25 protein-coding genes are annotated in these 20,694 nt (G+C 65.2%); 15 read left to right on the top strand and 10 right to left on the bottom strand.

Going from position 1 to position 20,694, the window contains the following annotated elements; genetic code table 11:
* Positions 1-18: 18 nt before the first annotated feature.
* The 8 genes from ACN0S5_RS11125 to ACN0S5_RS11090 all read left to right on the top strand — a co-directional run bounded on the left by ACN0S5_RS11125 (position 19) and on the right by ACN0S5_RS11090 (position 6,253).
* Entirely contained in the window at positions 19-765 is a 747-nt protein-coding gene (locus tag ACN0S5_RS11125; RefSeq protein WP_417208419.1) for an ABC transporter ATP-binding protein, read from the top strand.
* Entirely contained in the window at positions 762-1,001 is a 240-nt protein-coding gene (locus tag ACN0S5_RS11120; RefSeq protein WP_417208308.1) for a hypothetical protein, read from the top strand. The genes ACN0S5_RS11125 and ACN0S5_RS11120 overlap by 4 nt, the downstream gene beginning before the upstream one ends.
* Positions 998-1,384 (top strand): hypothetical protein, encoded by a 387-nt coding sequence (locus ACN0S5_RS11115; RefSeq protein ID WP_417208307.1) that lies wholly within the window; start codon positions 998-1,000, stop codon positions 1,382-1,384. Before ACN0S5_RS11120 ends, ACN0S5_RS11115 begins: the two co-directional genes overlap by 4 nt.
* Positions 1,381-1,842, top strand: coding sequence for a paraquat-inducible protein A (locus ACN0S5_RS11110; RefSeq protein ID WP_417208306.1), 462 nt, complete (start codon positions 1,381-1,383; stop codon positions 1,840-1,842). The genes ACN0S5_RS11115 and ACN0S5_RS11110 overlap by 4 nt, the downstream gene beginning before the upstream one ends.
* A 212-nt stretch (positions 1,843-2,054) precedes the next feature.
* On the top strand, positions 2,055-3,422 hold the full coding sequence (gene radA, locus ACN0S5_RS11105) for a DNA repair protein RadA (RefSeq protein ID WP_417208305.1): 1,368 nt from the start codon (positions 2,055-2,057) through the stop codon (positions 3,420-3,422).
* A gap of 72 nt (positions 3,423-3,494) precedes the next feature.
* Positions 3,495-4,055 (top strand): CvpA family protein, encoded by a 561-nt coding sequence (locus tag ACN0S5_RS11100; RefSeq protein WP_417208304.1) that lies wholly within the window; start codon positions 3,495-3,497, stop codon positions 4,053-4,055.
* Positions 4,056-4,252: 197 nt separating this feature from the next.
* Positions 4,253-5,755: an amidophosphoribosyltransferase gene (purF, locus tag ACN0S5_RS11095; protein ID WP_417208302.1), complete on the top strand. Its 1,503-nt coding sequence runs from the start codon at positions 4,253-4,255 to the stop codon at positions 5,753-5,755.
* Between the two features lie 231 nt (positions 5,756-5,986).
* Complete coding sequence (locus tag ACN0S5_RS11090; RefSeq protein ID WP_417208301.1) at positions 5,987-6,253, top strand: amidophosphoribosyltransferase; 267 nt, start codon at positions 5,987-5,989, stop codon at positions 6,251-6,253.
* Between the two features lie 5 nt (positions 6,254-6,258).
* On the opposite strand, the gene ACN0S5_RS11085 is transcribed toward ACN0S5_RS11090, so the two are convergent.
* A complete protein-coding gene (locus ACN0S5_RS11085; RefSeq protein ID WP_417208299.1) occupies positions 6,259-6,570 on the bottom strand; it encodes a hypothetical protein in 312 nt (103 codons plus the stop codon).
* A gap of 30 nt (positions 6,571-6,600) precedes the next feature.
* On the opposite strand from ACN0S5_RS11085, the gene ACN0S5_RS11080 reads away from it, so the two are divergent.
* From ACN0S5_RS11080 to ACN0S5_RS11060, 5 genes are all read left to right on the top strand, one after another.
* Positions 6,601-7,230 carry a DUF2199 domain-containing protein gene (locus ACN0S5_RS11080; protein WP_417208298.1) on the top strand — a complete coding sequence of 210 codons (630 nt, stop codon included), beginning with the start codon at positions 6,601-6,603 and terminating at the stop codon, positions 7,228-7,230.
* Positions 7,231-7,768: 538 nt separating this feature from the next.
* Entirely contained in the window at positions 7,769-8,407 is a 639-nt protein-coding gene (locus ACN0S5_RS11075) for an SDR family NAD(P)-dependent oxidoreductase (protein WP_417208297.1), read from the top strand.
* Positions 8,408-8,521: 114 nt separating this feature from the next.
* Positions 8,522-9,307: a 5'/3'-nucleotidase SurE gene (gene surE / locus ACN0S5_RS11070; protein ID WP_417208295.1), complete on the top strand. Its 786-nt coding sequence runs from the start codon at positions 8,522-8,524 to the stop codon at positions 9,305-9,307.
* A complete protein-coding gene (locus ACN0S5_RS11065; RefSeq protein ID WP_417208294.1) occupies positions 9,304-9,945 on the top strand; it encodes a protein-L-isoaspartate(D-aspartate) O-methyltransferase in 642 nt (213 codons plus the stop codon). The genes surE and ACN0S5_RS11065 overlap by 4 nt, the downstream gene beginning before the upstream one ends.
* Before the next feature lie 77 nt (positions 9,946-10,022).
* Positions 10,023-11,189, top strand: coding sequence for a peptidoglycan DD-metalloendopeptidase family protein (locus ACN0S5_RS11060; protein WP_417208293.1), 1,167 nt, complete (start codon positions 10,023-10,025; stop codon positions 11,187-11,189).
* Between the two features lie 16 nt (positions 11,190-11,205).
* Here the strand turns inward: ACN0S5_RS11060 and ACN0S5_RS11055 are convergent, their stop codons facing one another.
* From ACN0S5_RS11055 to ACN0S5_RS11040, 4 genes are read right to left on the bottom strand one after another with little or no spacing between them, the layout of a single operon-like run.
* Entirely contained in the window at positions 11,206-12,069 is an 864-nt protein-coding gene (locus tag ACN0S5_RS11055; protein WP_417208291.1) for an ATP-binding protein, read from the bottom strand.
* Positions 12,066-13,028 (bottom strand): twin-arginine translocase subunit TatC, encoded by a 963-nt coding sequence (tatC, locus tag ACN0S5_RS11050; RefSeq protein ID WP_417208290.1) that lies wholly within the window; start codon positions 13,026-13,028, stop codon positions 12,066-12,068. Before tatC ends, ACN0S5_RS11055 begins: the two co-directional genes overlap by 4 nt.
* Entirely contained in the window at positions 13,025-13,519 is a 495-nt protein-coding gene (gene tatB, locus ACN0S5_RS11045; protein WP_417208288.1) for a Sec-independent protein translocase protein TatB, read from the bottom strand. Before tatB ends, tatC begins: the two co-directional genes overlap by 4 nt.
* Positions 13,520-13,525: 6 nt before the next feature.
* On the bottom strand, positions 13,526-13,747 hold the full coding sequence (locus ACN0S5_RS11040) for a twin-arginine translocase TatA/TatE family subunit (protein ID WP_417208286.1): 222 nt from the start codon (positions 13,745-13,747) through the stop codon (positions 13,526-13,528).
* A gap of 191 nt (positions 13,748-13,938) precedes the next feature.
* Between ACN0S5_RS11040 and ACN0S5_RS11035 the strand changes: the two genes are divergently transcribed.
* Positions 13,939-14,598 carry a helix-turn-helix transcriptional regulator gene (locus tag ACN0S5_RS11035; RefSeq protein WP_417208284.1) on the top strand — a complete coding sequence of 220 codons (660 nt, stop codon included), beginning with the start codon at positions 13,939-13,941 and terminating at the stop codon, positions 14,596-14,598.
* 113 nt (positions 14,599-14,711) lie between these two features.
* On the opposite strand, the gene ACN0S5_RS11030 is transcribed toward ACN0S5_RS11035, so the two are convergent.
* From ACN0S5_RS11030 to ACN0S5_RS11010, 5 genes are all read right to left on the bottom strand, one after another.
* A complete protein-coding gene (locus tag ACN0S5_RS11030; RefSeq protein ID WP_417208282.1) occupies positions 14,712-15,275 on the bottom strand; it encodes a hypothetical protein in 564 nt (187 codons plus the stop codon).
* A gap of 269 nt (positions 15,276-15,544) precedes the next feature.
* Positions 15,545-16,447, bottom strand: a complete 903-nt coding sequence (locus ACN0S5_RS11025) for a fructose bisphosphate aldolase (RefSeq protein WP_417208280.1) — start codon at positions 16,445-16,447, stop codon at positions 15,545-15,547.
* Positions 16,448-16,577: 130 nt separating this feature from the next.
* Positions 16,578-17,927, bottom strand: a complete 1,350-nt coding sequence (locus ACN0S5_RS11020) for a cytochrome P450 (RefSeq protein WP_417208278.1) — start codon at positions 17,925-17,927, stop codon at positions 16,578-16,580.
* Positions 17,924-19,165 carry a hypothetical protein gene (locus ACN0S5_RS11015; protein ID WP_417208276.1) on the bottom strand — a complete coding sequence of 414 codons (1,242 nt, stop codon included), beginning with the start codon at positions 19,163-19,165 and terminating at the stop codon, positions 17,924-17,926. The genes ACN0S5_RS11020 and ACN0S5_RS11015 overlap by 4 nt, the downstream gene beginning before the upstream one ends.
* Positions 19,166-19,326: 161 nt before the next feature.
* Positions 19,327-20,079 carry a cytochrome c biogenesis CcdA family protein gene (locus tag ACN0S5_RS11010; RefSeq protein WP_417208274.1) on the bottom strand — a complete coding sequence of 251 codons (753 nt, stop codon included), beginning with the start codon at positions 20,077-20,079 and terminating at the stop codon, positions 19,327-19,329.
* A gap of 110 nt (positions 20,080-20,189) precedes the next feature.
* On the opposite strand from ACN0S5_RS11010, the gene ACN0S5_RS11005 reads away from it, so the two are divergent.
* Positions 20,190-20,411 carry a sulfurtransferase TusA family protein gene (locus tag ACN0S5_RS11005; protein WP_417208272.1) on the top strand — a complete coding sequence of 74 codons (222 nt, stop codon included), beginning with the start codon at positions 20,190-20,192 and terminating at the stop codon, positions 20,409-20,411.
* The last annotated feature ends 283 nt before the right edge of the window (positions 20,412-20,694 follow it).

Below are 20,694 nucleotides of genomic sequence, written 5' to 3'. Positions count from 1 at the left end.
CAACCCAAAGGCGGCGCGATGATCGACCTGCACGGCGTCACCAAGGCCTTCGGCTCCAACCGCGTCCTGCGCGGCGTCGATCTGACCATCGACCGTGGCACCTCGATGGTGATCATCGGCGGGTCCGGCACCGGCAAATCGGTGCTGCTGAAATGTATCCTCGGGCTTGTGGCCCCCGACGCGGGCACCATCACGCTCGAAGGCATTGACGTCACCAAAACCGACCGCGATGCCTTTCTCGCCCGCTTCGGCATGCTGTTTCAGGGCGCAGCCCTGTTCGACAGCCTGCCGGTCTGGCAAAACGTCGCCTTCCGCCTGCTGCGCGGCTCGCTGAAGAAACCCCGCGACGAGGCCCGCGCCATCGCCATCGAGAAACTGCGCCGCGTCGGTCTGAAACCCGACGTCGCCGACCGCCTGCCGGCGGAACTGTCGGGCGGCATGCAGAAACGCGTCGGCCTCGCCCGCGCCATCGCCGCCGAGCCCGAGATCATCTTCTTTGACGAACCCACCACCGGCCTCGACCCGATCATGGCGGGCGTCATCAACGAGTTGATCCGTGAGATCGTCACGGAAATGGGCGCCACCGCCATGACCATCACCCATGACATGACCAGCGTGCGCGCCATCGCCGACAACGTGGCCATGCTGCACGACGGGGTGATCCAGTGGACCGGCCCGGTCACGCAACTGGACCGCAGCGGCGACCCCTATGTCGCCCAGTTCATCACCGGCAGCGCCACAGGGCCAATCGAGGCCGTCCGGTGATCCATCAGGATCAAGACACCGCGCTGCCGGCCGTCCCGCTCCGGCCGCTGGCCCGCCCCCCGCGTCAGGCCGTGGGTCAGGACCGACCGATCCTGCACTGCGCCCTGCGCCCGCCGATGGGCCGCATCGCGGACCTTGCCGGGCCGCGGGTCGGCGACGCCGGAGCGGCGTGGGAGCCCGCTGTGGCCGACGCCCCTGTCGCCCGCTTGCGCGGGCCGATGATCAGGGCCACATGACCGCCATGATTCAGCCCGACCCGGTGATCCTGTTCTTTCTCTTCGCCAAAAAGTTCCTCTATCTGGAGGTGCTGGCCGTTCTGGCCGCGATCCGCCTGATCAGGGGCCGCGGCCTGTCGCGCTGGCCCGCGCTGGCGGCCTTTGTGCTGGCCATCGGCGGCGTCGTCACGGTCTTTGCCCCCGCCGCCGGGTTGAACGACGGCCCGGTCTATGCCGCCGCCGCCCGCACCATGGCCCAACAGGGCGGCATCACCGCGCTGCTGGCGGCCTCGGCGCTGTTCCTGCTCAGTTCCGTCTCCCCCGGCGCGCGAGGCCGCTGGATCGACGGGGTGCACGGGGGGATGCTGGCGGGTCTGCTGGGCCTCTGGTGGTGGGTGTCATGAGCAACTGGCAAAACCACCTGCGCTGGCTCAACCTCGCGCTGTTTATTGCCTACCCGCTGTCGTGGTTCGCGCCGCTGCTCCGGGCGGGCCTGCTGCCGCTGTTCGGGATGAGCGAAATCAGCCTGATCTCCGGCCTGCAATCGCTGTGGGACTCGGACGTCTTTCTGGCCCTGCTGGTGACGCTCTTCGCGCTCTTTGCGCCGCTGATCAAGACGCTGGGGCTGGCGCTGGTGCAGTTTGACCTGCTCGACCGCCGCAGCCTGCCGGTGCTGGAGGTCATCGGCAAACTTGCCATGGCCGACATCTTTCTGATCGCGCTCTATATCACCCTGTCCAAGGGCATGGGCGTGGGCCGTGTCGAGCCCGCCTGGGGGCTGTACCTGTTCACCGCCTGCATCCTCACCTCCATTACGCTGGGGGCCATCGAAAAGCGCCGCGCCCCGGCTTCTTCTCTGTAAAAATACCCCTGCGACGCGGCCAAGAGCACAGGCGATCCTGCCGCACGCAGACCTCCGACGGGCCTCCCTTGGCCATTGGCCTCCCGCCCCGGATGGGGCATAAGCCGCCCTGCCCCGGATGGGGCAAAAGCCACCCTGCCCCGGATGGGGCGAAAGCCGACCCGCCCCGGATGGGGCAAAAGCCACCCCGCCCCATTCCCGCCGGAGACCCCATGGCCAAAGCGACCACCCGATTTGTCTGCCAGTCCTGCGCCGCCACCACCACCAAATGGTCGGGCCGCTGCGAGACCTGCGGCGAATGGAACACCATCGCCGAGGAAAAACCCCTCAGCCAGGGGCCGTCCGGCAAAACTCTGGGCACCTCGCGCGGGCGTGCCGTGGCGCTGACCGATCTCTCCGCCAAAGAGGCCCCTCCGCCGCGCACCGCCTGCGGCATGGATGAATTCGACCGGGTTCTGGGCGGCGGGCTGGTGCCCTCCAGCGCGGTGCTGATGGCGGGCGATCCGGGCATCGGCAAATCCACCCTGCTGTTGCAGGCCGCCGCCGCCTTTGCCAATGCCGGGCTCAAGGTGGTCTATATCTCCGGCGAAGAGGCCAGCGCACAGGTCCGCCTGCGCGCGCAACGTCTGCATCTGGCCGAGGCACCGGTGAAACTGGCGACCGAAACCAATCTGCGCGACATCCTGACCACGCTGGATGAGACCCGCCCCGACCTTGCCATCATCGATTCGATCCAGACCATGTGGGCCGACAATGTCGACAGCACCCCCGGCTCTGTCAGTCAGGTCCGCGCCGCCGCGCACGAACTGACGACCTTCGCCAAGCGCACCGGCAGTTCCATCATGATGGTCGGCCACGTCACCAAGGAAGGCCAGTTGGCCGGTCCCCGCGTGGTCGAACACATGGTCGACACGGTGCTGTATTTCGAGGGCGAGCGCGGCCACCAGTTCCGTATCCTGCGCTCGGTCAAGAACCGCTTTGGTCCCACCGATGAGATCGGCGTGTTCGAGATGACCGGCGGCGGGTTGTCAGAGGTCGCCAACCCCTCGGCGCTGTTTTTGTCCGAACGCGGTCAGCCCGCGCCGGGGTCGGTGGTCTTTGCCGGGATCGAAGGCACCCGCCCGCTTCTGGTCGAGCTTCAGGCGCTGGTTTCTCCCAGCCCGCATTCGCAGCCGCGCCGGTCGGTTGTGGGCTGGGACGGCGGTCGGCTGGCGATGATTCTGGCGGTGCTCGAATCGCGCTGCGGCATTCCTTTTGCGGGTCTCGACGTGTACCTGAACGTCGCGGGCGGCATGCGGGTGTCGGAACCCGCCGCCGATCTGGCTGTGGCCGCTGCGCTACTTTCCGCGCGTGAGGACGCCGCCCTGCCCCCCGATACTGTCGTTTTCGGGGAAATCAGCTTATCAGGGGGCCTGCGCCCGGTCGGCCAGTCGGAAAACCGATTGAAAGAGGCGCGTAAACTTGGTTTCTCCAAGGCGATCCTGCCGCAAGGGGGCAAGGCCACGGCATCGGATGGCATGGCGCTGTCCCGCATGCCGGACCTGACCACTTTCGTCGGCGAGGTCTTCGGGGCCGGTTGACTTGGTCGAGACCACAATGACAAACGGAACTGAGGCCACAGACGGCCGCGCGACAAGAGGCGAGTGAGGCAGATGGACGGGTTTACAATCGTTGATGGCGTGGTCGGCGTCATCATTCTGCTGTCGGCGCTGCTTGCCTACTCGCGCGGGTTGGTGCGTGAGACGATGGCCATTCTCGGCTGGGTCGTGGCCGCCGTGGTGGCCTTTCTCTTTGCCGATCAGGTGCAACCGCTGGTCAAGGAAATCCCCGTCATCGGCGAATTCCTTGCCGATAGCTGCGAACTGGCGGTCATCGCCAGCTTTGCCGCGATCTTCACCGTCGCGCTGGTGGTCGTCTCGCTGTTCACGCCGCTGTTCTCCTCGATCATCAAACGCTCGGCGCTTGGCGGGCTGGATCAGGCGCTGGGGTTCTTTTTCGGCGTGGCGCGTGGCGTCCTGCTCGTGGCGATCGCGTTTTTTGTCTACGAGACGGTGATCACCTCGCAGGACATCGCCATGATCGACGACTCCCGCTCTGCGGCGGTCTTTGCCCAGTTCACCGGCCGGATCGAAGACCAGAACCCCGAACAGGCGCTTGGCTGGATCACCGCGCAATATGAACAACTTGTCAGCGTCTGCGACGCGCCGCAATAACCCGCCGTCCCGCAGGCACCCTGCCTTCGGGCCGGGCCGACGGCGGCGCAGCGGGCATCGCCCCGCCTAGGCCGGTTCGCCCCGCGCCACATCTCACCCGCCTTTCCCGAGGCCACTAAATGTAATCGTTTCGTGACATTCCGGGACCGGCCCATTAAACAATGCTGCATATGCAAAGCGGATTCGGAGCTGCCCCCTTGCCCGACCCCATTTTTCCACCCGCACATCCTTTTGACTTCGACTCTGTCCGCGACCCGGACAACGATGACAAGCTCAAGGAGGAATGCGGCATCTTCGGCGTCGTCGGTCTGGCGGACGCCGCCAACTTCGTGGCGCTCGGTCTGCACGCGCTGCAACACCGCGGACAGGAGGCGGGCGGGATCGTCGCCTACCACCCCGATCTGGGCGGGTTCAATTCCGCCCGGCGGTTCGGCTATGTGCGCGACAATTTCACCAAGCAATCGCTGATGGAAACGCTGCCGGGCCAACTGGCCATCGGCCACGTGCGCTATTCCACCGCCGGATCAAAGGGCCAGACCCAGATCCGCGACGTGCAGCCCTTCTTTGGTGAGTTTTCCATGGGCGGCGCGGCCATTGCCCACAATGGCAACATCACCAACGCCGAGGCGCTGCGCCGCGAGTTGATCGAGCGTGGCTCGATCTTTCAGTCCTCCTCGGACAGCGAATGTATCATCCACCTGATGGCACGGTCCCTGCAACGCGACATCCCCGCCCGGATGGAAGACGCGCTGCGCCGGGTCGAGGGCGCGTTTTCCGTCGTCGCCATGACCCGGACCAAACTCATCGGCGTGCGCGATCCGCTGGGCGTCCGCCCGCTGGTGCTGGGCAAGCTGGGGGATGGCTGGGCGCTCAGCTCAGAGACCTGCGCGCTGGACATCATCGGCGCCGAATTCGTGCGCGAGATCGAGCCGGGTGAGATGGTGGTGATCACCGCCGACAAGGGCGTCGAATCGCACTACCCCTTCCGCAAGGCGAAACCGCGCTTCTGCATCTTCGAACATGTCTATTTCTCGCGCCCCGATTCGATCATCGGCGGCCGCTCGGTCTATGAAACCCGCCGCCAGATCGGCGTCGAACTGGCGCGTGAGGCCCCGGTGGACGCCGACCTTGTCTGCCCGGTCCCGGATTCCGGCACCCCCGCCGCCATCGGTTTTGCCCACGAAAGCGGCATTCCCTACGGCATGGGCATCGTCCGCAACCAGTACATGGGCCGCACCTTCATCGAGCCGACAGAGCAGATCCGCAACATGGGTGTGCGCCTGAAACTCAACGTCAACCGCGCCCTGATCAAGGGCAAGAAGGTGATCCTTGTGGACGACAGCGTGGTGCGCGGCACCACCAGCCGCAAGATCAAGGAGATGATCCTTGATGCCGGTGCCGCCGAGGTCCACTTCCGCATCGCCTCGCCGCCCACCGCATGGCCCTGTTTCTACGGCGTCGACACGCCTCAGCGCGAAAAGCTGTTGGCCGCCACCATGTCCGAGGACGAGATGCGGGAACATCTGGGCGTTGACAGCCTCAAGTTCATCTCGCTCGACGGCCTGTATCGCGCCGTGGGCGAGGCGACAGGCCGCAACGCCGCCTGCCCGCAGTATTGTGACGCCTGCTTCTCGGGGGAATACCCGGTGGAACCGGCGGACATGATCAATAAGGGTTTCCAGATGAAGGCGGCCGAATAAGCCGCCTTTACCTGCGCTTTCCACAACATCCGGCCTATCCGCGCCCTTGGGTCGGCGGCAAAGCGCCTTCGGCCTTCGGGCCGAACAAGGCAACCCGGCGGCCACAGGCCAAAATGCGCCTGCCCGTGACCCGCCGCCAGCCATCCGCCGCGCATCCGCCCTGCCCCCTCTTTCGTCCGATGCTGCACCGCAGTATCTGCCGCGCTCCGATCAACCCGAGTGTAAAGAGACATGGCACAGGAAACCCCGACACCACAGGCCGTCATTTCGGCAGCCACCCGTCCCGCCAAGGGCAGCCTTGACGGGCTGATCCTGCTGGGCACCTTCGGTTCCGGCGACGCGCCCAAGGCCCTGATCCGCACCTCGCGCGGCAAGGTCGTGACGCTGACGATCGGCGACCAGATCGGCCGCGATCCCGTTATCGCGATAGAGGACGGGCGTCTGGCCCTGACCCAAAAAGGCGAAACCCGCTGGCTGATGCAGCCGGTGGCGCAGTAACCCGCCTAGCTGGTCACCGCCCGGCAGCGCGTCCAAAGGACCGGCGTGCTGCCACCGATGCTGTACAGCACCTCCTCTTCGGACAGTTGCTGCACCACAACCGCCGCGCCCGCGTCGGCCCCGCCCGCGGGCATCGCAAATTCATAGCGGTGGCGGCTATAGCGCCCGTCCGTCTCGATCCCCGAGGGGGCCACCACCCGGCTGCCCCGGATCGTCAGGCTTTGCCCCTCCGGTGAGCACCACGCGCCGCTGATCTCATCCGCCTGCGCCACCCCCGGCACCAGCAGCGCACACAGACCCAAGACCCGTCTGATCATCGTTTCCCTCCTGAAAGCTGCCCGCCCAGCATGACGCAGCAACGCCGACCTGCCCAGCCCCTTGACCCCATCGGCAATGCGGCTCACATCGTCGCCATGAATATCCTTGATCTCGATGCCCGCTGGCGGCGCTTCAATGATGACACCCGGTCCTGCCCCTGTTGCGGACGGGCGTTTTCCGGCATTTTCGACATCGGATTCGATGCGCCGGACGACTGGGCCTACGGCCCCCGCATCGGCGACGAGGATCTGGAGGTCGCAGAGGACCGCCTCGGGGCCGAGTTCTGCCGCATCGCGGGCCGCTACTTCCTTCGCTGCGTGGTGACTCTGCCCCTGCGCGGCAGCGATGACGTGTTCTCTTTTGGTCCGTGGGTCGAGGTGCCAGAGCCGGTGTTTCGCGCCTATCTCGCCACCATCGACGAGGCCACGGCCCCCTTCCCGCCTGCCGAGGGTCTGCTGGCCAATACCCTGCCACAGTTCGAAGAGGCGCTTGGCACCGCCGTCACCCTCACCCTGCCCGACCCGGCGCAGCGCCCACAGGTCACGGCCACAGAGGGGCCACTGGCCGAGGCACAGGCGCAGGGCCTCTCCTTTGACGATCTGCTCGATCTCTACGCCGCCTTCGGTGACGACATCCGCCCCCATCTGACGGCGGACTGACCGGGTTTTGCCCCGGCCCCGGCACGGGAATAGGCCCGGCGTCGGCCAGACCGCGACCACCCTCGCGGCACGTTCCCCTTGCCATGACGTTGCGTGGCAAACCCGCTGCAACACGCCCCGATCCGGCCCGACACCCACAGGCCCCTTGAATTTCTTCTGTCCAAAAATATCCTGGGGGAGTCGACCGCAGGGAGACGGGGGTCATGCTGCAAGCATGCCTTTGGCATGACGCCCCCAATACGCCGGTCGCCGCTCAGAGCCTCCGGTCCGGAAAACCCGTTTCCAAACATATCCCGAGCACGCAAAGGTCGCTGGTTGCACCTCGGGCGTCCACTGGTCGGGCGCGATCCCGGTCCCGATCCGTGCCGGATTGCCCCTGCCTCAGCGCGGGCAAAGGTTAAGCGCAGGTAAATTCGTCTCTGTAACCCATTGATTTTGCACATCCGGGAATCTGTCCACGCGTGGACACCCCTTATCTGACCGGGCCGCGACATGGCCGCGCTTGACCCCGCCGCAAATCCCCGGCAAAGCAGCCGCCATGACCAAGCTTGCCCTCATCACCGGCGCCTCTCGCGGCCTTGGCTTTGCCCTCGCCGAGGCCCTCGCGCCTAGCCATCACATCATCGCCGTGGCCCGCACCGTCGGCGGCCTCGAAGAGCTGGATGACCGCATCCAATCCAAGGGCGGCAGCGCCACGCTGGCCCCCATGGACGTGACCGACCGCGACGCCATGGCCCACCTGTGCCGCTCGATCCATGACCGCTGGGGCGGCCTTGCCCTCTGGGCACACACGGCGATTCACGCCAGCGCCCTGACCCCCGCGCCCCATATCGACCCCAAGGAATGGCGCAAGGCCCTGACCACCAATGCCGACGCCATGGGCCACCTGATCCCCTTCGTCGCGCCCCTTCTGGGCGACACCGGCGCGGCGCTGTTCTTTGATGATCCCGTGCAGGGCGAGAAATTCTACGGCTACTACGGCACCACCAAGGCGGCGCAGATCGCGCTGGCCCGCAGCTGGGCGGCCGAGACCGAACGCACCGGCCCGCGCGTCCATGTGCTGACCCCCAATCCCATGGCCACCGCCACCCGCGCGCGGTTTCACCCCGGCGAGGACCGCGCCGCCCTTGCCACCCCCGCGTCCGAAGCCAACCGCCTGCTCGCAGAACTGGCCTGAACCGCACCAAAACCTGAGTCTTTCAGGGCGCACCTCGCGCCCATCGGCGGAGCGTTGCTTGCCCCAAGCCCCCCCTTTGACTAGAGAGGGGCAAACCAGAACGGGCACACCCTCATGCGCATCCTCATCACCAACGACGACGGCATCAACGCGCCGGGTCTCAAGGTTCTATCCGCCATTGCCGAAGACCTGGCCGGCCCCGAGGGCGAGGTCTGGACCGTTGCCCCCGCCTTTGAGCAATCCGGCGTGGCGCATTGCATCTCCTACACCCATCCAACCATGATCGCGCAGCTTGGCCCGCGCCAATACGCCGCCGAGGGCAGCCCCGCCGATTGCGTGCTGGCGGGCCTGCACGACGTGCTGAAGGAAAACCCGCCGGATCTGGTCCTGTCCGGGGTGAACCGGGGCAACAACTCGGCCGAGAACGCGCTATATTCCGGCACGCTGGGCGGCGCGCTAGAGGCGGCGCTGCAAGGGCTGACCGCCATCGCACTGTCGCAATACTATGGCCCGGACAATGCGCTGGCCGATGACCCGTTCGAGGCCGCCGCCGTCCACGGGGCCGACACCGTGCGCCGCATCCTGCGCGCCGATCCGGGCCGGACCGAGGGCTATCGCCGGTTCTACAATGTCAACTTTCCCCCCGTCTCCGCCGCACGGGTCGAGGGCACGGTGGCCGCGCCGCAGGGGCTGCGCCGCGATACCCGCTTTACCGTCGAGTCCACGCATTCGCCCTCTGGTCGGCGGTTCCTTTGGGTGCGCGGCGGCGATCAACGCGCCGAGACCGCGCCCGGCAGCGACGCGGACATGAACCTCAAGGGCTGGATCACCGTCACGCCGATGCGCGCCGACCTGACCGATCACGCAGCGCTCGACGATCTGAAAGACGCCTTTTCATGAGCTTCGACGCCGAAGCCAAGATGCAGTTCCTCTTTGCGCTTCGGTCCAAGGGCGTCACCGACAAGGCCGTGCTCAACGCGATGGAGCGGGTCGACCGTGGCCGGTTCATTCAGGGCTATTTCTCGGAACGCGCCTATGACGACATGCCGCTGCCCATCGCCTGCGGCCAGACCATCTCACAGCCTTCGGTCGTGGGGCTGATGACGCAGGCGCTGAAGGTGGGGGCCCGCGACAAGGTGCTGGAGGTCGGCACCGGCTCTGGCTATCAGGCCGCGATCCTCGCGCAACTGGCGCGGCGGGTCTACACCGTCGACCGCCATCGCCGGTTGGTGCACGCGGCGCGGGCGGTGTTCGATGAGCTTGAGCTGACCAATATCACCGCCTTCACCGCCGACGGGTCCTTTGGTTTGCCGGATCAGGCCCCCTTTGACCGCATAATTGTGACCGCAGCCGCCGAAGACCCGCCCGGCCCGCTCTTGGCGCAATTGAAGATTGGCGGTATCATGGTGGTGCCGGTGGGCCAGTCCGATGCCGTCCAGAGCCTGATCCGCGTGACGCGGACCGACAATGGCTACGACTACGACGAAATGCGGCCCGTGCGCTTTGTACCGTTGGTCGAAGGGCTCGGCAAAGACTGACGCGTCGGCGCGGCGCTTGTATCGCGCCACCAACCTGTGACGCCCTGGAGACAAGGGGTGCATGTGAGGATATCGAGATGACACTTGGCTTCCGCCCCATGACGGCCCTTGCCCTTATCGCGCTGTTGTCGGCCTGTTCCGACGGATTGGATTTCGACCTTCGGGGCGGGATCGGCGGCGGGGTCGATACAACCGATGCCGCGCTCAAGGCGACCGCGACCCGGCCCGAACCCGATGACCGGGGCGTGCTGTCCTATCCCAGCTATCAGGTCGCCGTCGCCAAACGCGGCGACACGCTGGCCGATGTGGCCGCGCGCGTCGGCCTGCCCGCCGACGAACTGGGCAAGTACAACGGGATCAAACCGGGCGATGCGCTGCGCCGGGGGGAAATCGTCGCCCTGCCCCGTCGCGTGGCCGAACCCTCGCCCGCCACAGGCGCGGACACCACCGGCCCGATCCGTCCGCCCTCGGGTGTGGATGTCACCACGCTGGCCTCAAACGCGATCAACAAGGCACCGGATACCGCGCGGCGGAGCGGGGCCGCGCCGACCGGCGTCGAACCGGTCCGGCACAAGGTCGCCCGTGGCGAAACCGCCTTTACGATCGCCCGGCTGTACAATGTCTCGCCCCGCGCGCTGTCCGAATGGAACGCGCTGGACAAGGATTTCGCGATCCGCGAAGGCCAGTTCCTGCTGATCCCGGTCACCGCGCCAACCGCCCCCCGGACCAGTGGTCGCGACACCACCGCGCCGGGGGCCGGGTCGCTGACCCCGGTGCCGCCCTCTGCCGCGACGCCGCTGCCCGCCGAGACGCCAGAGGCCCGCACCGCCGCCAAACCCGATCCGAAACCGGAAAAGCCGGTGGCTGACATTGGCCAGACCAAGGCCAAGGCGGGTGGCACCATGTCGATGCCGGTCTCCGGGTCGATCATCCGAGAATACAACCCCGGCACCAACCCCGGCATCGACATCAGCGCGTCGCCCGGCACCCCTGTCTCTGCGGCGGCAAGCGGATCGGTCATCAGCGTGTCGAAAAAGACCGATGGCGCCAGCTTTATCATCGTCCGTCACGCGGACAACGTGAACACGGTCTATCTGAACGTGGCCGATATCGGCGTGAATGTCGGCGATTCCGTCAGCCGCGGTCAGCAGATCGCCCGCGTGGCGCCCGGCGATGTCGGGTTCCTGCACTTTGAAGTCCGGCAAGGATTGGACAGCACCGACCCGATGAGCTATCTGCGCTGACCTTGTTGCGTGGCGCCTAGACCAGCGCCACGCCCTTGCGTCCCGCCAGATCGGTGAAAAACTGCCATGCCACGCGGCCCGACCGCGCGCCGCGCGTGGCCTGCCATTCGACCGCCTCTGCGCGCAGGTCCTCATCGCTGACATTGACCCCGTAGGCGTCGCAATAGCCACGCACCATGGCCAGATAGTCGTCCTGCGAACAGGGATGAAACCCGAGCCACAACCCAAAGCGATCTGACAGGGAGACCTTTTCCTCGACCGCCTCAGAGGGGCTGATCGCGGTCGAACGCTCATTCTCGATCATGTCGCGGGGCATCAGGTGGCGACGGTTCGAGGTGGCGTAGAACAGCACGTTCTCGGGCCGCCCCTCGATACCGCCGTCCAGCACCGCCTTGAGGCTTTTGTAATGTTCATCGTCGTGACTGAACGACAGGTCATCGCAGAACAGCACAAAGCGCAGCGGCGCGTCCCGCAACACCGCCAGCAAACGCCCCACAGAGCCCAGATCCTCGCGTTGCAGTTCCACCAGTTTCAGGTCATGGCCCTCGGCGCGCACGGCGGCATGAACCGCCTTGACGACGCTGGATTTCCCCATGCCCCGCGCGCCCCAGAGCAGCGCGTTGTTGGCGGCATGTCCGCGTGCAAATTGCAGGGTGTTCTCTACCAGTGTGTCGCGCGCGCGGTCGATGCCGATCAGCAGATCCAGCGCCACGCGGCTGACCTGCGGCACCGGCACCAGACGGTCAGGATCGACATGCCAGACAAAGGCCTCTGCGGTGTCGAAGGCCGGTGCCGCCTGCGGTGCGGGCGACATCCGCTCCAGTGCCGCGGCGATGCGTTTCAGCGCCGCGGTTTTATGTCCGACCGATTTTCCGCTCATCGCTGCGGTTCCTCGTCCTCGTCTTCGTCAAACTCATCCATCAGCGGATCGTTCTCAGTGTCCGGCTCTTCCTCGAACCACAGACCCTGCGCGCGCAGATCGGCCTCGCGTTTCTTTTCGACGCGACCGACAAGGAAGATCGACACTTCGTAGAGACCATAGACCACCACAAAGAGGATCAGCTGCGTCACCACATCCGGAGGCGTCACCACCGCCGCCAGCACAAGGATGGCCACCATGGCGTATTTGCGCACGCTGCCCAGCCCCTCGGCAGAGACAAGACCGGCCTTGCCCATCAGCGTCAGCAGCACAGGCAGTTGAAAACACAGGCCAAAGGCCATGATGAAAACCAGCGAGGTGTGCAGGCTTTCGTTGACCTTGCCGAAAAAGGTGATCCTCAGCCCTTCTTCGGTTGCGGGCACAACGGCGGTCGCATCGGGCACGTCCACACCGCCCGCCAGAAGGTTGGCAAAGATCGACGGCGCGTCGGCAAAGCCCAGAAAGAAGGCCATCGCCAGCGGCGTGACCACAAAATGCGCAAAGCTTGCCCCCATCAGGAACATCACCGGCGAGGCGATGATAAAGGGCAGAAACGCATTCTTTTCCGATTTGTAGAGACCGGGCGCCACAAAGCGCCACATCTGGAAGGCAATGACCGGGAACGCCAAGGCAAAGCCAAAAACCATCGAGATGCGAAAGACCACAAACAGGTATTCCTGCGGGCTGGTGTATTGCAGCGTCGGTGACGGGTCACCCAGCGCGCGCAGCGTGTCTTCGATCGGAACAAGCAGGAATTGCAGGATGTGTTCCGCCAGAAAATCGCCATTGACCGGGATGAACAGAACGCAGATCCCGACCAGCAGGGCGATCACAGAGCGGATCAACCGGGTGCGCAGTTCGGCCAGATGCTCGATCAGCGGGGCCGAGCTGTCCTCGATATCGTCGTGCGCGTCGCTCATGCCTTGTCGTTTCCTTCTGCGGCAGGCCCTTCCGCGACGGGTTTGGGTGCCGCGTCCGCAGGGGCGTCCTGCATCGAAGCTTCAAGCTCGTCAGCCTTGCGCAGGGCATCGGCGGCCTCACGCGCCTTGCGCTCGGCCGCCTTGCGGGCGGCACTGGCTTCGATCTTTTTCCTGGCCTCGGCGCGTTCCTTGGCCAGCTTGCCGGTCTCGCTGTCGGGATCGAAATCGGTCATGGACTTGGCGGCATCCTTGACGCCGTCCATCGCGCTGCTCACCGGGTTGGTGGCCGATTTGAACGTCTTGGCCATATCCTTGACCCCGGCGTCATCCGCCGCCTCGTTCATCGCGCGGCTGAATTCGCGCGCCATTCCGCGCGCCTTGCCCATGAAACGACCCACATTGCGAAAAAGCACCGGCAGGTCCTTGGGCCCGACAACGATCAGCGCAACGATGCCGATCACCAGCAGTTCGGCAAAGCCAAGATCGAACATAACAGCTTACGCCTTGTCTTTCTCGTCTTCCGGGGTGACGTCCTTGGCCTCTTCGGCCTTTTTCTGTTCTTCCAGTTCTTCGGTGCTTTCGCTCACGCCTTTCTTGAAGGCGGTGATGCCTTTGCCCACTTCGCCCATCAGCGACGAGATCTTGCCGCGGCCAAACAGGACCAGCACGACGACCGCGATCAGCAGAAGGCCGGGAAGGCCGATGTTTCCGATACCCATGATGTCTCTCCTAGTGTCGGCGGCGCCTGTCCGGGGCCGCGCATCAATGCCACTGCGGTTATCTATAGGCTCTCCCGCTCCCGGAAAAGCGCCAAAGCGCCGCGACTCCGCACTCGTTTTGTCATGAGGTTGTCAGTTGTCAGGTTTTTGTCAGTATGGTCGGCATACGGACGCCCGAAAAGGACCCGGCGATGAATCGCAAAGACCGGCTTTACGCCCTGACACAACGGCTGCGCGACAGGCAATTGCACACGGCAGAGGCGATGGCGCAGGATCTGGGGGTCTCGGTGCGCACGATTTACCGCGACATGGAAACGCTGGCCGCCTCTGGCGTGCCGGTCGAAGGCGCGCGCGGCTATGGTTATTCGGTTCAGGCCGCCATCACGCTGCCGCCGCTGAACCTGACCGAGGCAGAGCTTGAGGCGCTGCACCTTGCGCTGGCGGCGCTTGGCGCGTCCGATCTGCCGGAACACGCCGTCAGCGCGCGCAGTCTTTCGGCCAAGATCGAGGCGGTCCTGCCCGAGGACGCAGGCCCCGCGCCCGCCCCCTTTGGATTTGCCACCGACAGCTTCGCTGAGGCGGCGCGCGGCTTTGTCCACATGCCCGCCATCCGCGCCGCGATCCGGGCGCGCCAGCGGTTGCGGATCGAAACCGGCGGGGCCATGCATGTGCTGCGCCCGCTGCATCTGGATTACTTTGGCCGGGTCTGGACCTGCGTCGGCTGGGACGAGACTGAGGCGCGGTTTCTCAGCCTGCGGGTCGACCGGATCGATAGCCTCGTGCCCCTGCCCGGCCTGTTTGTCGATGAACCCGGCAAGACACTGGGTGACTGGCGCAAGCAGGGCCGCTAAGCGGCCCCGCCACGCAAGTGGCCCCGGTGCAGGGAGCAAGCACCGGGGCCGATCGGGACTGACGCGGCAAAGGGTGGGACATGGGGATGAGCCGCGTTTGGGACAGCCCGAAATCAGTATTTGTAGGTTGTGCCGCCGGAATAGCCGCCCGTGTAGCCCCCAGAGTAGCCACCTGTGTGACCGCCCGTGTACCCTCCGGTGTATCCCCCGGTGTGACCGCCGGTATAGCCACCGGTGTAACGACCTGTGTGGCCACCCGTGTAGCCATCGGTATATCCGCCGGTGTGGCCGGTATCCTTCTTGTAGCCGCCATCATATCCGCCGTCATAGCCACCATTGTAGCTTGTCTTAACGTCCTGATAGCCGCTCACGATGCAGGACCAGGGTGCGCTCTGGTCGCCACCGATCTTGATGACCTCACGCGACAGAGTCGAATATTTCTGGGTCGCGGTGGCATAGGTCTGCACGCATTCCATGTGACCGATATAGGCGGTGTTCCAGTCGGCATAACCGTAGGAGTCATGGGCCGCAGCGGACCACGTCTGAATGGTCACGATCTTGGCGTGCTGCTGGGTCGGGCCATAGCCCATGGCGGTGATCTTGTCGCCCTGATCCGCGGCAGCGGCGGTTGCGGTCAGCGCGAAGGCGGCGAAAGCGATCTTGGCAAAGGTTTTCATGGATCTGTTCCTTGGAAAAATGGGGGCGTCTGGTTGAAGCGGGTCTTGGTCCATCCGGTGAGCGGCTTGATTGCGCCCTGTGCTCCGGACTTCGTAACTGAGACGCAAGATAGGCCCGGTTTCTTGGCCACATCAGTGAGGAAAACCCCACTCAACCGGAAGGCTCTGAAATAGCGGGATAAATCCCCCGAACGCGCGCCTTGGCGAACGAAAAACCCCGCTTCCTGTCGGGAAGCGGGGGTGCTGGAACCATCAAGATGGGGGGCGTGTCAGACCGAAGCGCGATAGATCTTGTCGATATTCGCACCCAGCGCCGCGTTGAACTCCGCGTCCGACATCTGCTTGGTCAGGCCTTCGGTCAGCGCGCGGCTGAAAGAGGCGATCATCTTGGGCTGGCGGGACAGTCGTTCACAGGCTTCGTCGGTGGAATAACCGCCCGACAGCGCCACCACACGGATCACGCGCGGATGGTCGGCCAGATCGTCATAAAGACCGTCCTCGGTCGGGATCGTCAGCTTCAGCATGATATCCTGACCCTCGGCCAGCTGGTCCAGCCGCGCCGCGATTTCGGCCTTCAGGAGTGTCTCGGCCTCGGCCTTGGTGGCCGAATGAATATCGACCTCGGGTTCGAGGATCGGCACCAGACCCGCCGCGAGGACGGTCATGCCCAATTCGAATTGCTGCGCGACAATCGCCTTGATGCCCGCCGCATTGGCCTCATGGATGACAGAGCGTTCCTTGGTGCCGAAGATGCCGAACGCAGCGGCCTCTTTCAGGGTTTCCTCGACGCCCGGAATCGGTTTCATCAGTTGGACGCCGTCGGCCTTGTCTTCCAGACCCTTGTCGATCTTGAGGAAGGGCACGATGCCCCGGTCCTCCCACAGCGCCTGTGCGGTGGGCTTGCCCTCAACCGCGCCGCGCATGGTGCGCTCAAACAGGATCGCGCCCAGCACCTTGGCGTTGGTGAAATCCGCTGCCGTGATGATGCGTGAGCGCATCTCGTGGATCTCGGCGTACATGGCGTCTTCGCCGTCGTACATGTCCTCGGTCACGCCATACAGGCGCAGGGCCTTGGGCGTCGAGCCGCCCGACTGGTCCAGCGCGGCGATAAATCCCCCGCCCGTGCGCATTTGCTCGGTTTGTTTGGAAAAAGTGGCTGCGTCCTGTCCCATGTGACCCTCTTGTGATGAAATGAAAGGCTTTTGCGCTTTCGATAGCGCAGGGGACCGGGCCGGTATAGTGGGCGTCTGTCCTGATAACGCTAACTGTGGCGCGGAGGCGATTTTTCGACGAAAAATCGGTTCACCGACGGTCAACATGCAGCCAGATACCCGCCCGCGACCGCACCGTCAGATGCGCCTCCGGCACCGGCACCCTGTCGGCAATCGGCGCGACGCGCAGATCGCGCAGGATCAGCGACAACAGCAAGACCCCCTCGACCATGGCGAACCCCGCGCCCGTGCAAACCCGCAGCCCGGCGGAAAAGGGGATATAAGCCTCGCGCCCGCAGGTCTTGCCGTTCTCTGTCTGCCAGCGTGCGGGGTCGAATCCATCCGGGTTGTCCCACAGCCCCTCATGCCGGTGCAGGTGCCATGGGCTGAGCACCATCTGCGACCCCTTGGGGATATCGCGGTCACGGAACCGTTCCGGACAGGTCGTCTCACGCACCATCATCGGCACCGGAGGATACAGCCGCAACGCCTCGCGGAACACATCCCGGCTGATGCGCAACTTTGAAATGTCGGAAAAATCGCAGGTCTTCAGCGCCTGCGCCTCTTGCGCCACCCGGTCTTGCCAGTCCGGGTGCGTCGCCATTAGATAAAGCGCCCAGCCCAAGGCAGAGGCGCTGGTTTCATGTCCCGCGAGGAAAAAGATCGCCACCTGATCGACCATCTCTTGGGTCGAGAACCGCTGCCCGGTTTCGGGATCGGGCGTGGTCATGATCTTGGTGGCCAGATCGTCCGGTGCCGTCCCGGCTTCGATCGCGGCAAGGCGGTCCTCGGTCAACCGGGTGATCAGCGCGCGAATCCGCCGCGCCGCCGCCTTTGTGTCGCGCCGAAAGAAGCGCGGCATCCACCTCGGCACCGGAATGAAGGCGGCCAGGTTCAGGATCGGCTGCGTGCGCTGGTAGGCGCGGAATTCGTGAAACACCTCCTGCGCGGTCGCATCCTCGATCGGGATCGAAAACAACGTGCGAAAGATCACATCCGCCGCCGCATGGCTGGCGATTTCCTCAACCTCGACGCTCTGCCCGGCCCTGGCGGTCAGCCGGTCCCGCGCCGCCTGCGCCGCATCCCACATCGCCGGATAGGTCTCGCGCAGGCGTCCGCCCTCAAAGGCCGGGTCGATGATCCGCCTTTGCCGCTGCCATGTCGCGCCATTGGTCAGAAAGACCGAATTGCCCAGCAAGGGGCGCAACCCTTCGCTGATGCGTGCCGATTTCGGAAAATCCATCGGCCGCTCTTTCAGCACCGTCTTCACCAGATCGGGCTGGTTCAGTAGATAAGAGCGGAAAAACGGCGTGCGGAACTCTGCCATCTTGGCGCGGTATAGCCGCGCGGGCTGGGCCGAGAGGATGTCCTGCCGGAACAGTTTGACATAGCGCCAGAGCGAGACCCGATCCGGGCGCGCCGCCGGTTTCGGAGGGATCATGCGGCGATGCTCGTATATTTCGACACCGGCACGTCGATGCGGCTGTTGGACGGCGGCCGGTCACAATACCGCGCGGACAGGGACACCGGCCCCGCAGTGATCTGGAAATAGTCATAGTCCAGCGGTCGGTCGAAGGCGCAAAGATACTGGAAGTGCAGGCGAAAGAACTTCCACCGCAGTTCCTTCCAGCGTTCGGGGCTGAGCGACCGGGTGAACTGCGCCGAAAACACCAAAGGCCAGCGTTTGCCCTCGGGTGCGACACCCGAAACGCTGACCGGGTCACACAGCGCAAAGGCACAACCATCGCCCGGCGCCGTCACATCGACCCAGGTCAGTTCCTCTCGCGCGCTGAGATAGCGCAGATCGGCGCGCAGACGGTGCGCGCCGCGCAGGAAGGACACCATCGGCACCACCTGCCCCAGACTGAGGAACGCCAGCTTCGGGCCATTGGCCGGCACGCGACCCGCCCGGATCAGATCGGCAAGGATCGAGACCGCCAGATGCGCGCCGGACGAATGGCCAACGACCAGCACCTCTTGCACATCGTCGGTCAGCGCCTCGGCGATGATCTCGCCAAACGCGGCCATCCGCGCCTCCAGTTCGGGCGGATTGGCCCCGCGATAGCGGGCCGAATAGGCATAGTCGTGCATCAGGTAGTAGGCAAAGAACTTACCATCCTTCTTCTTGAACCAGCGCAGCACAGCCCAGACGATGCCCCCCCATGCCACAAGGCCCGCAAGCGTCGCCACGGCCCCAAGGCCCCCGGCCAGCCAGCCAATGACGGCAAAGGCCGCCCAGCCCAGCACCATCGCGCAGGTCAGTTGCAGCAACAGCATCCCGATCGGGTAGAGCGCGGCTATCACCGGCCCCTTGCGCAGCCGCATCAGACGCCGCAGCGCACCCGTGGCGATGTATTCCCACGCGGTGCGGACCAGTTGCGCGTAGGTCGCGGGGATCGAGGTCGACATGCTGTCGCGCACGATGTCGGACCAGACCAGAACCTCGACATCCGCCGTGACCGCCTGCCCGTCCATCTCGCTGTCGACGTGCCAGCCATAAAGCCCGCCGGTGCGCTTGGGGCTGAGGCCGATCCGGTAGCCAGAGATCCGCGCCTGCGCAGCGCCTTCCTTGCGGTACAGTTCGCGGTAGCGGCGGGGATGAATCGGATCGTAGCCGGGAATGTAAAACACCCTGCGCCGTGAGACGTCCTGCGGATTGTCGGCCTGCCCAGTGCCCATGTCTCGCACCTCTCTGTTGCGATCAGGGTACGCCGGATTTTCGGCAAGAGTAAGGCGCAGTCCGGGTGCGAATGGCGCAATATCCGCCGGGTGGTTGCCCGCTGTCAGCGCCTGTGGGCAACCGCCTTCAGGGTCGCGCCGCACGGCACCTTGCGCGGATGTCAGCCCAGCGTGGCCAGCGCCGGAAAGGTCTCCAGCAGCCAGAAGGACAGCGAAGAGAACCCGCCGGTCAGCATCAGCAGGCCAATGGTCCAGAGCAGCAGCCCCATGGCACGCTCGATCTGTTCCATGTGCCGTTTCATCCAGCCCATGACCCCGGTCAGGCGCGGCAGGAAGGCGGCGACCAGCAGGAACGGCACCCCCAGCCCCACGGCATAGACCGCCAGCAACAGCGTGCCGCGCGCCACCGAGGCCTCGGACGCGGCAAGGCTGAGGATCGCGCCCAGTTGCGGGCCGATACAGGGCGTCCAGCCAAAGGCAAAGGCAAGCCCCAGAATATACGCGCCAAAGGCCGATCCGCCCCGGTCGCCCGCATCCAGCCGCGCCTCGCGGTCCAGAAAGCCGATCCGGTAGACGCCGACAAAATGCGCGCCGAATATCATCACCACGATGCCTGCGGCGGTGTTCAGCCAGTCCTGATACTGGAGAAAGGCAATGCCTACGGCGGAGGCGGCAAAGCCCATCAGGAGAAAGACGGTGGAAAGGCCCAGCACAAAGAACATGGCCGGCAACAGCGCCTTGTTCCGGCTGCCCTCACGTGAGCCCAGATCGGTCACGGACACCCCGCTCATGTAGGCCAGATAGGGTGGCACCACCGGCAACACGCAGGGGCTGAGGAAAGAGATGACCCCGGCGAGCAGCGCCACGATCATGGCGGGCAAGAGCGATGCGTCTATGATTTCGATTCCGAACATATCCGGGTCTTAGGCGAAAGCGCGGGCGGCGTCACCTCGCTGCTGTGTCACATCCGCGTGGGCGGCGGGTCGTGCTTTTCTTCGGGCGGACAAGGGGCTACATCCGCAGCATGACTCATGAACTCGACGCGCTTGGGCTGCTGTGTCCGCTGCCGGTCCTGAAGGCCCGCAAAAGGCTGCAATCGCTGGCCTCTGGCGAGGTATTGGTCCTGCGCACGGACGACCCCGCCGCGGTGGTGGATGTGCCCCATTTCTGTGCCGAGGCGGGGCATGATCTGGTGGCCCATGAAGAGGCGGGCAAGGCGATCGTCTGGACCATCCGCAAGGGGTGATCGGTGCGGCTGTCCACGCGTGGACAGCAAGGTGACGTCGCGTCTTCAACGGCTTACAGAGACGATTTTACCATTCGTTAGGAAATACGCCGCTGGCGGGGATGGCAAATGCGCCGTCAATGCCCTGCCTCAGGTCCTGCGGTCGCGGTCGGGGTGTCAGCCCCGCCGGGACAAGAGGCTCCCGAAGACATACATGCGAGGGACGCGCCGGGAGCGACCCGGCACAAAGGCGACTCCTGCGGGCGGCCACAAGCGGTGCGCCTGTCCTCGCCAGGATGCCTGG

This window comes from Antarctobacter sp. (assembly GCF_048262615.1).
Lineage (GTDB): Bacteria > Pseudomonadota > Alphaproteobacteria > Rhodobacterales > Rhodobacteraceae > Antarctobacter.
The sequence above is the reverse complement of the archived record's forward strand: the minus strand, read 5'-3'. Positions and strand labels throughout refer to the sequence as shown.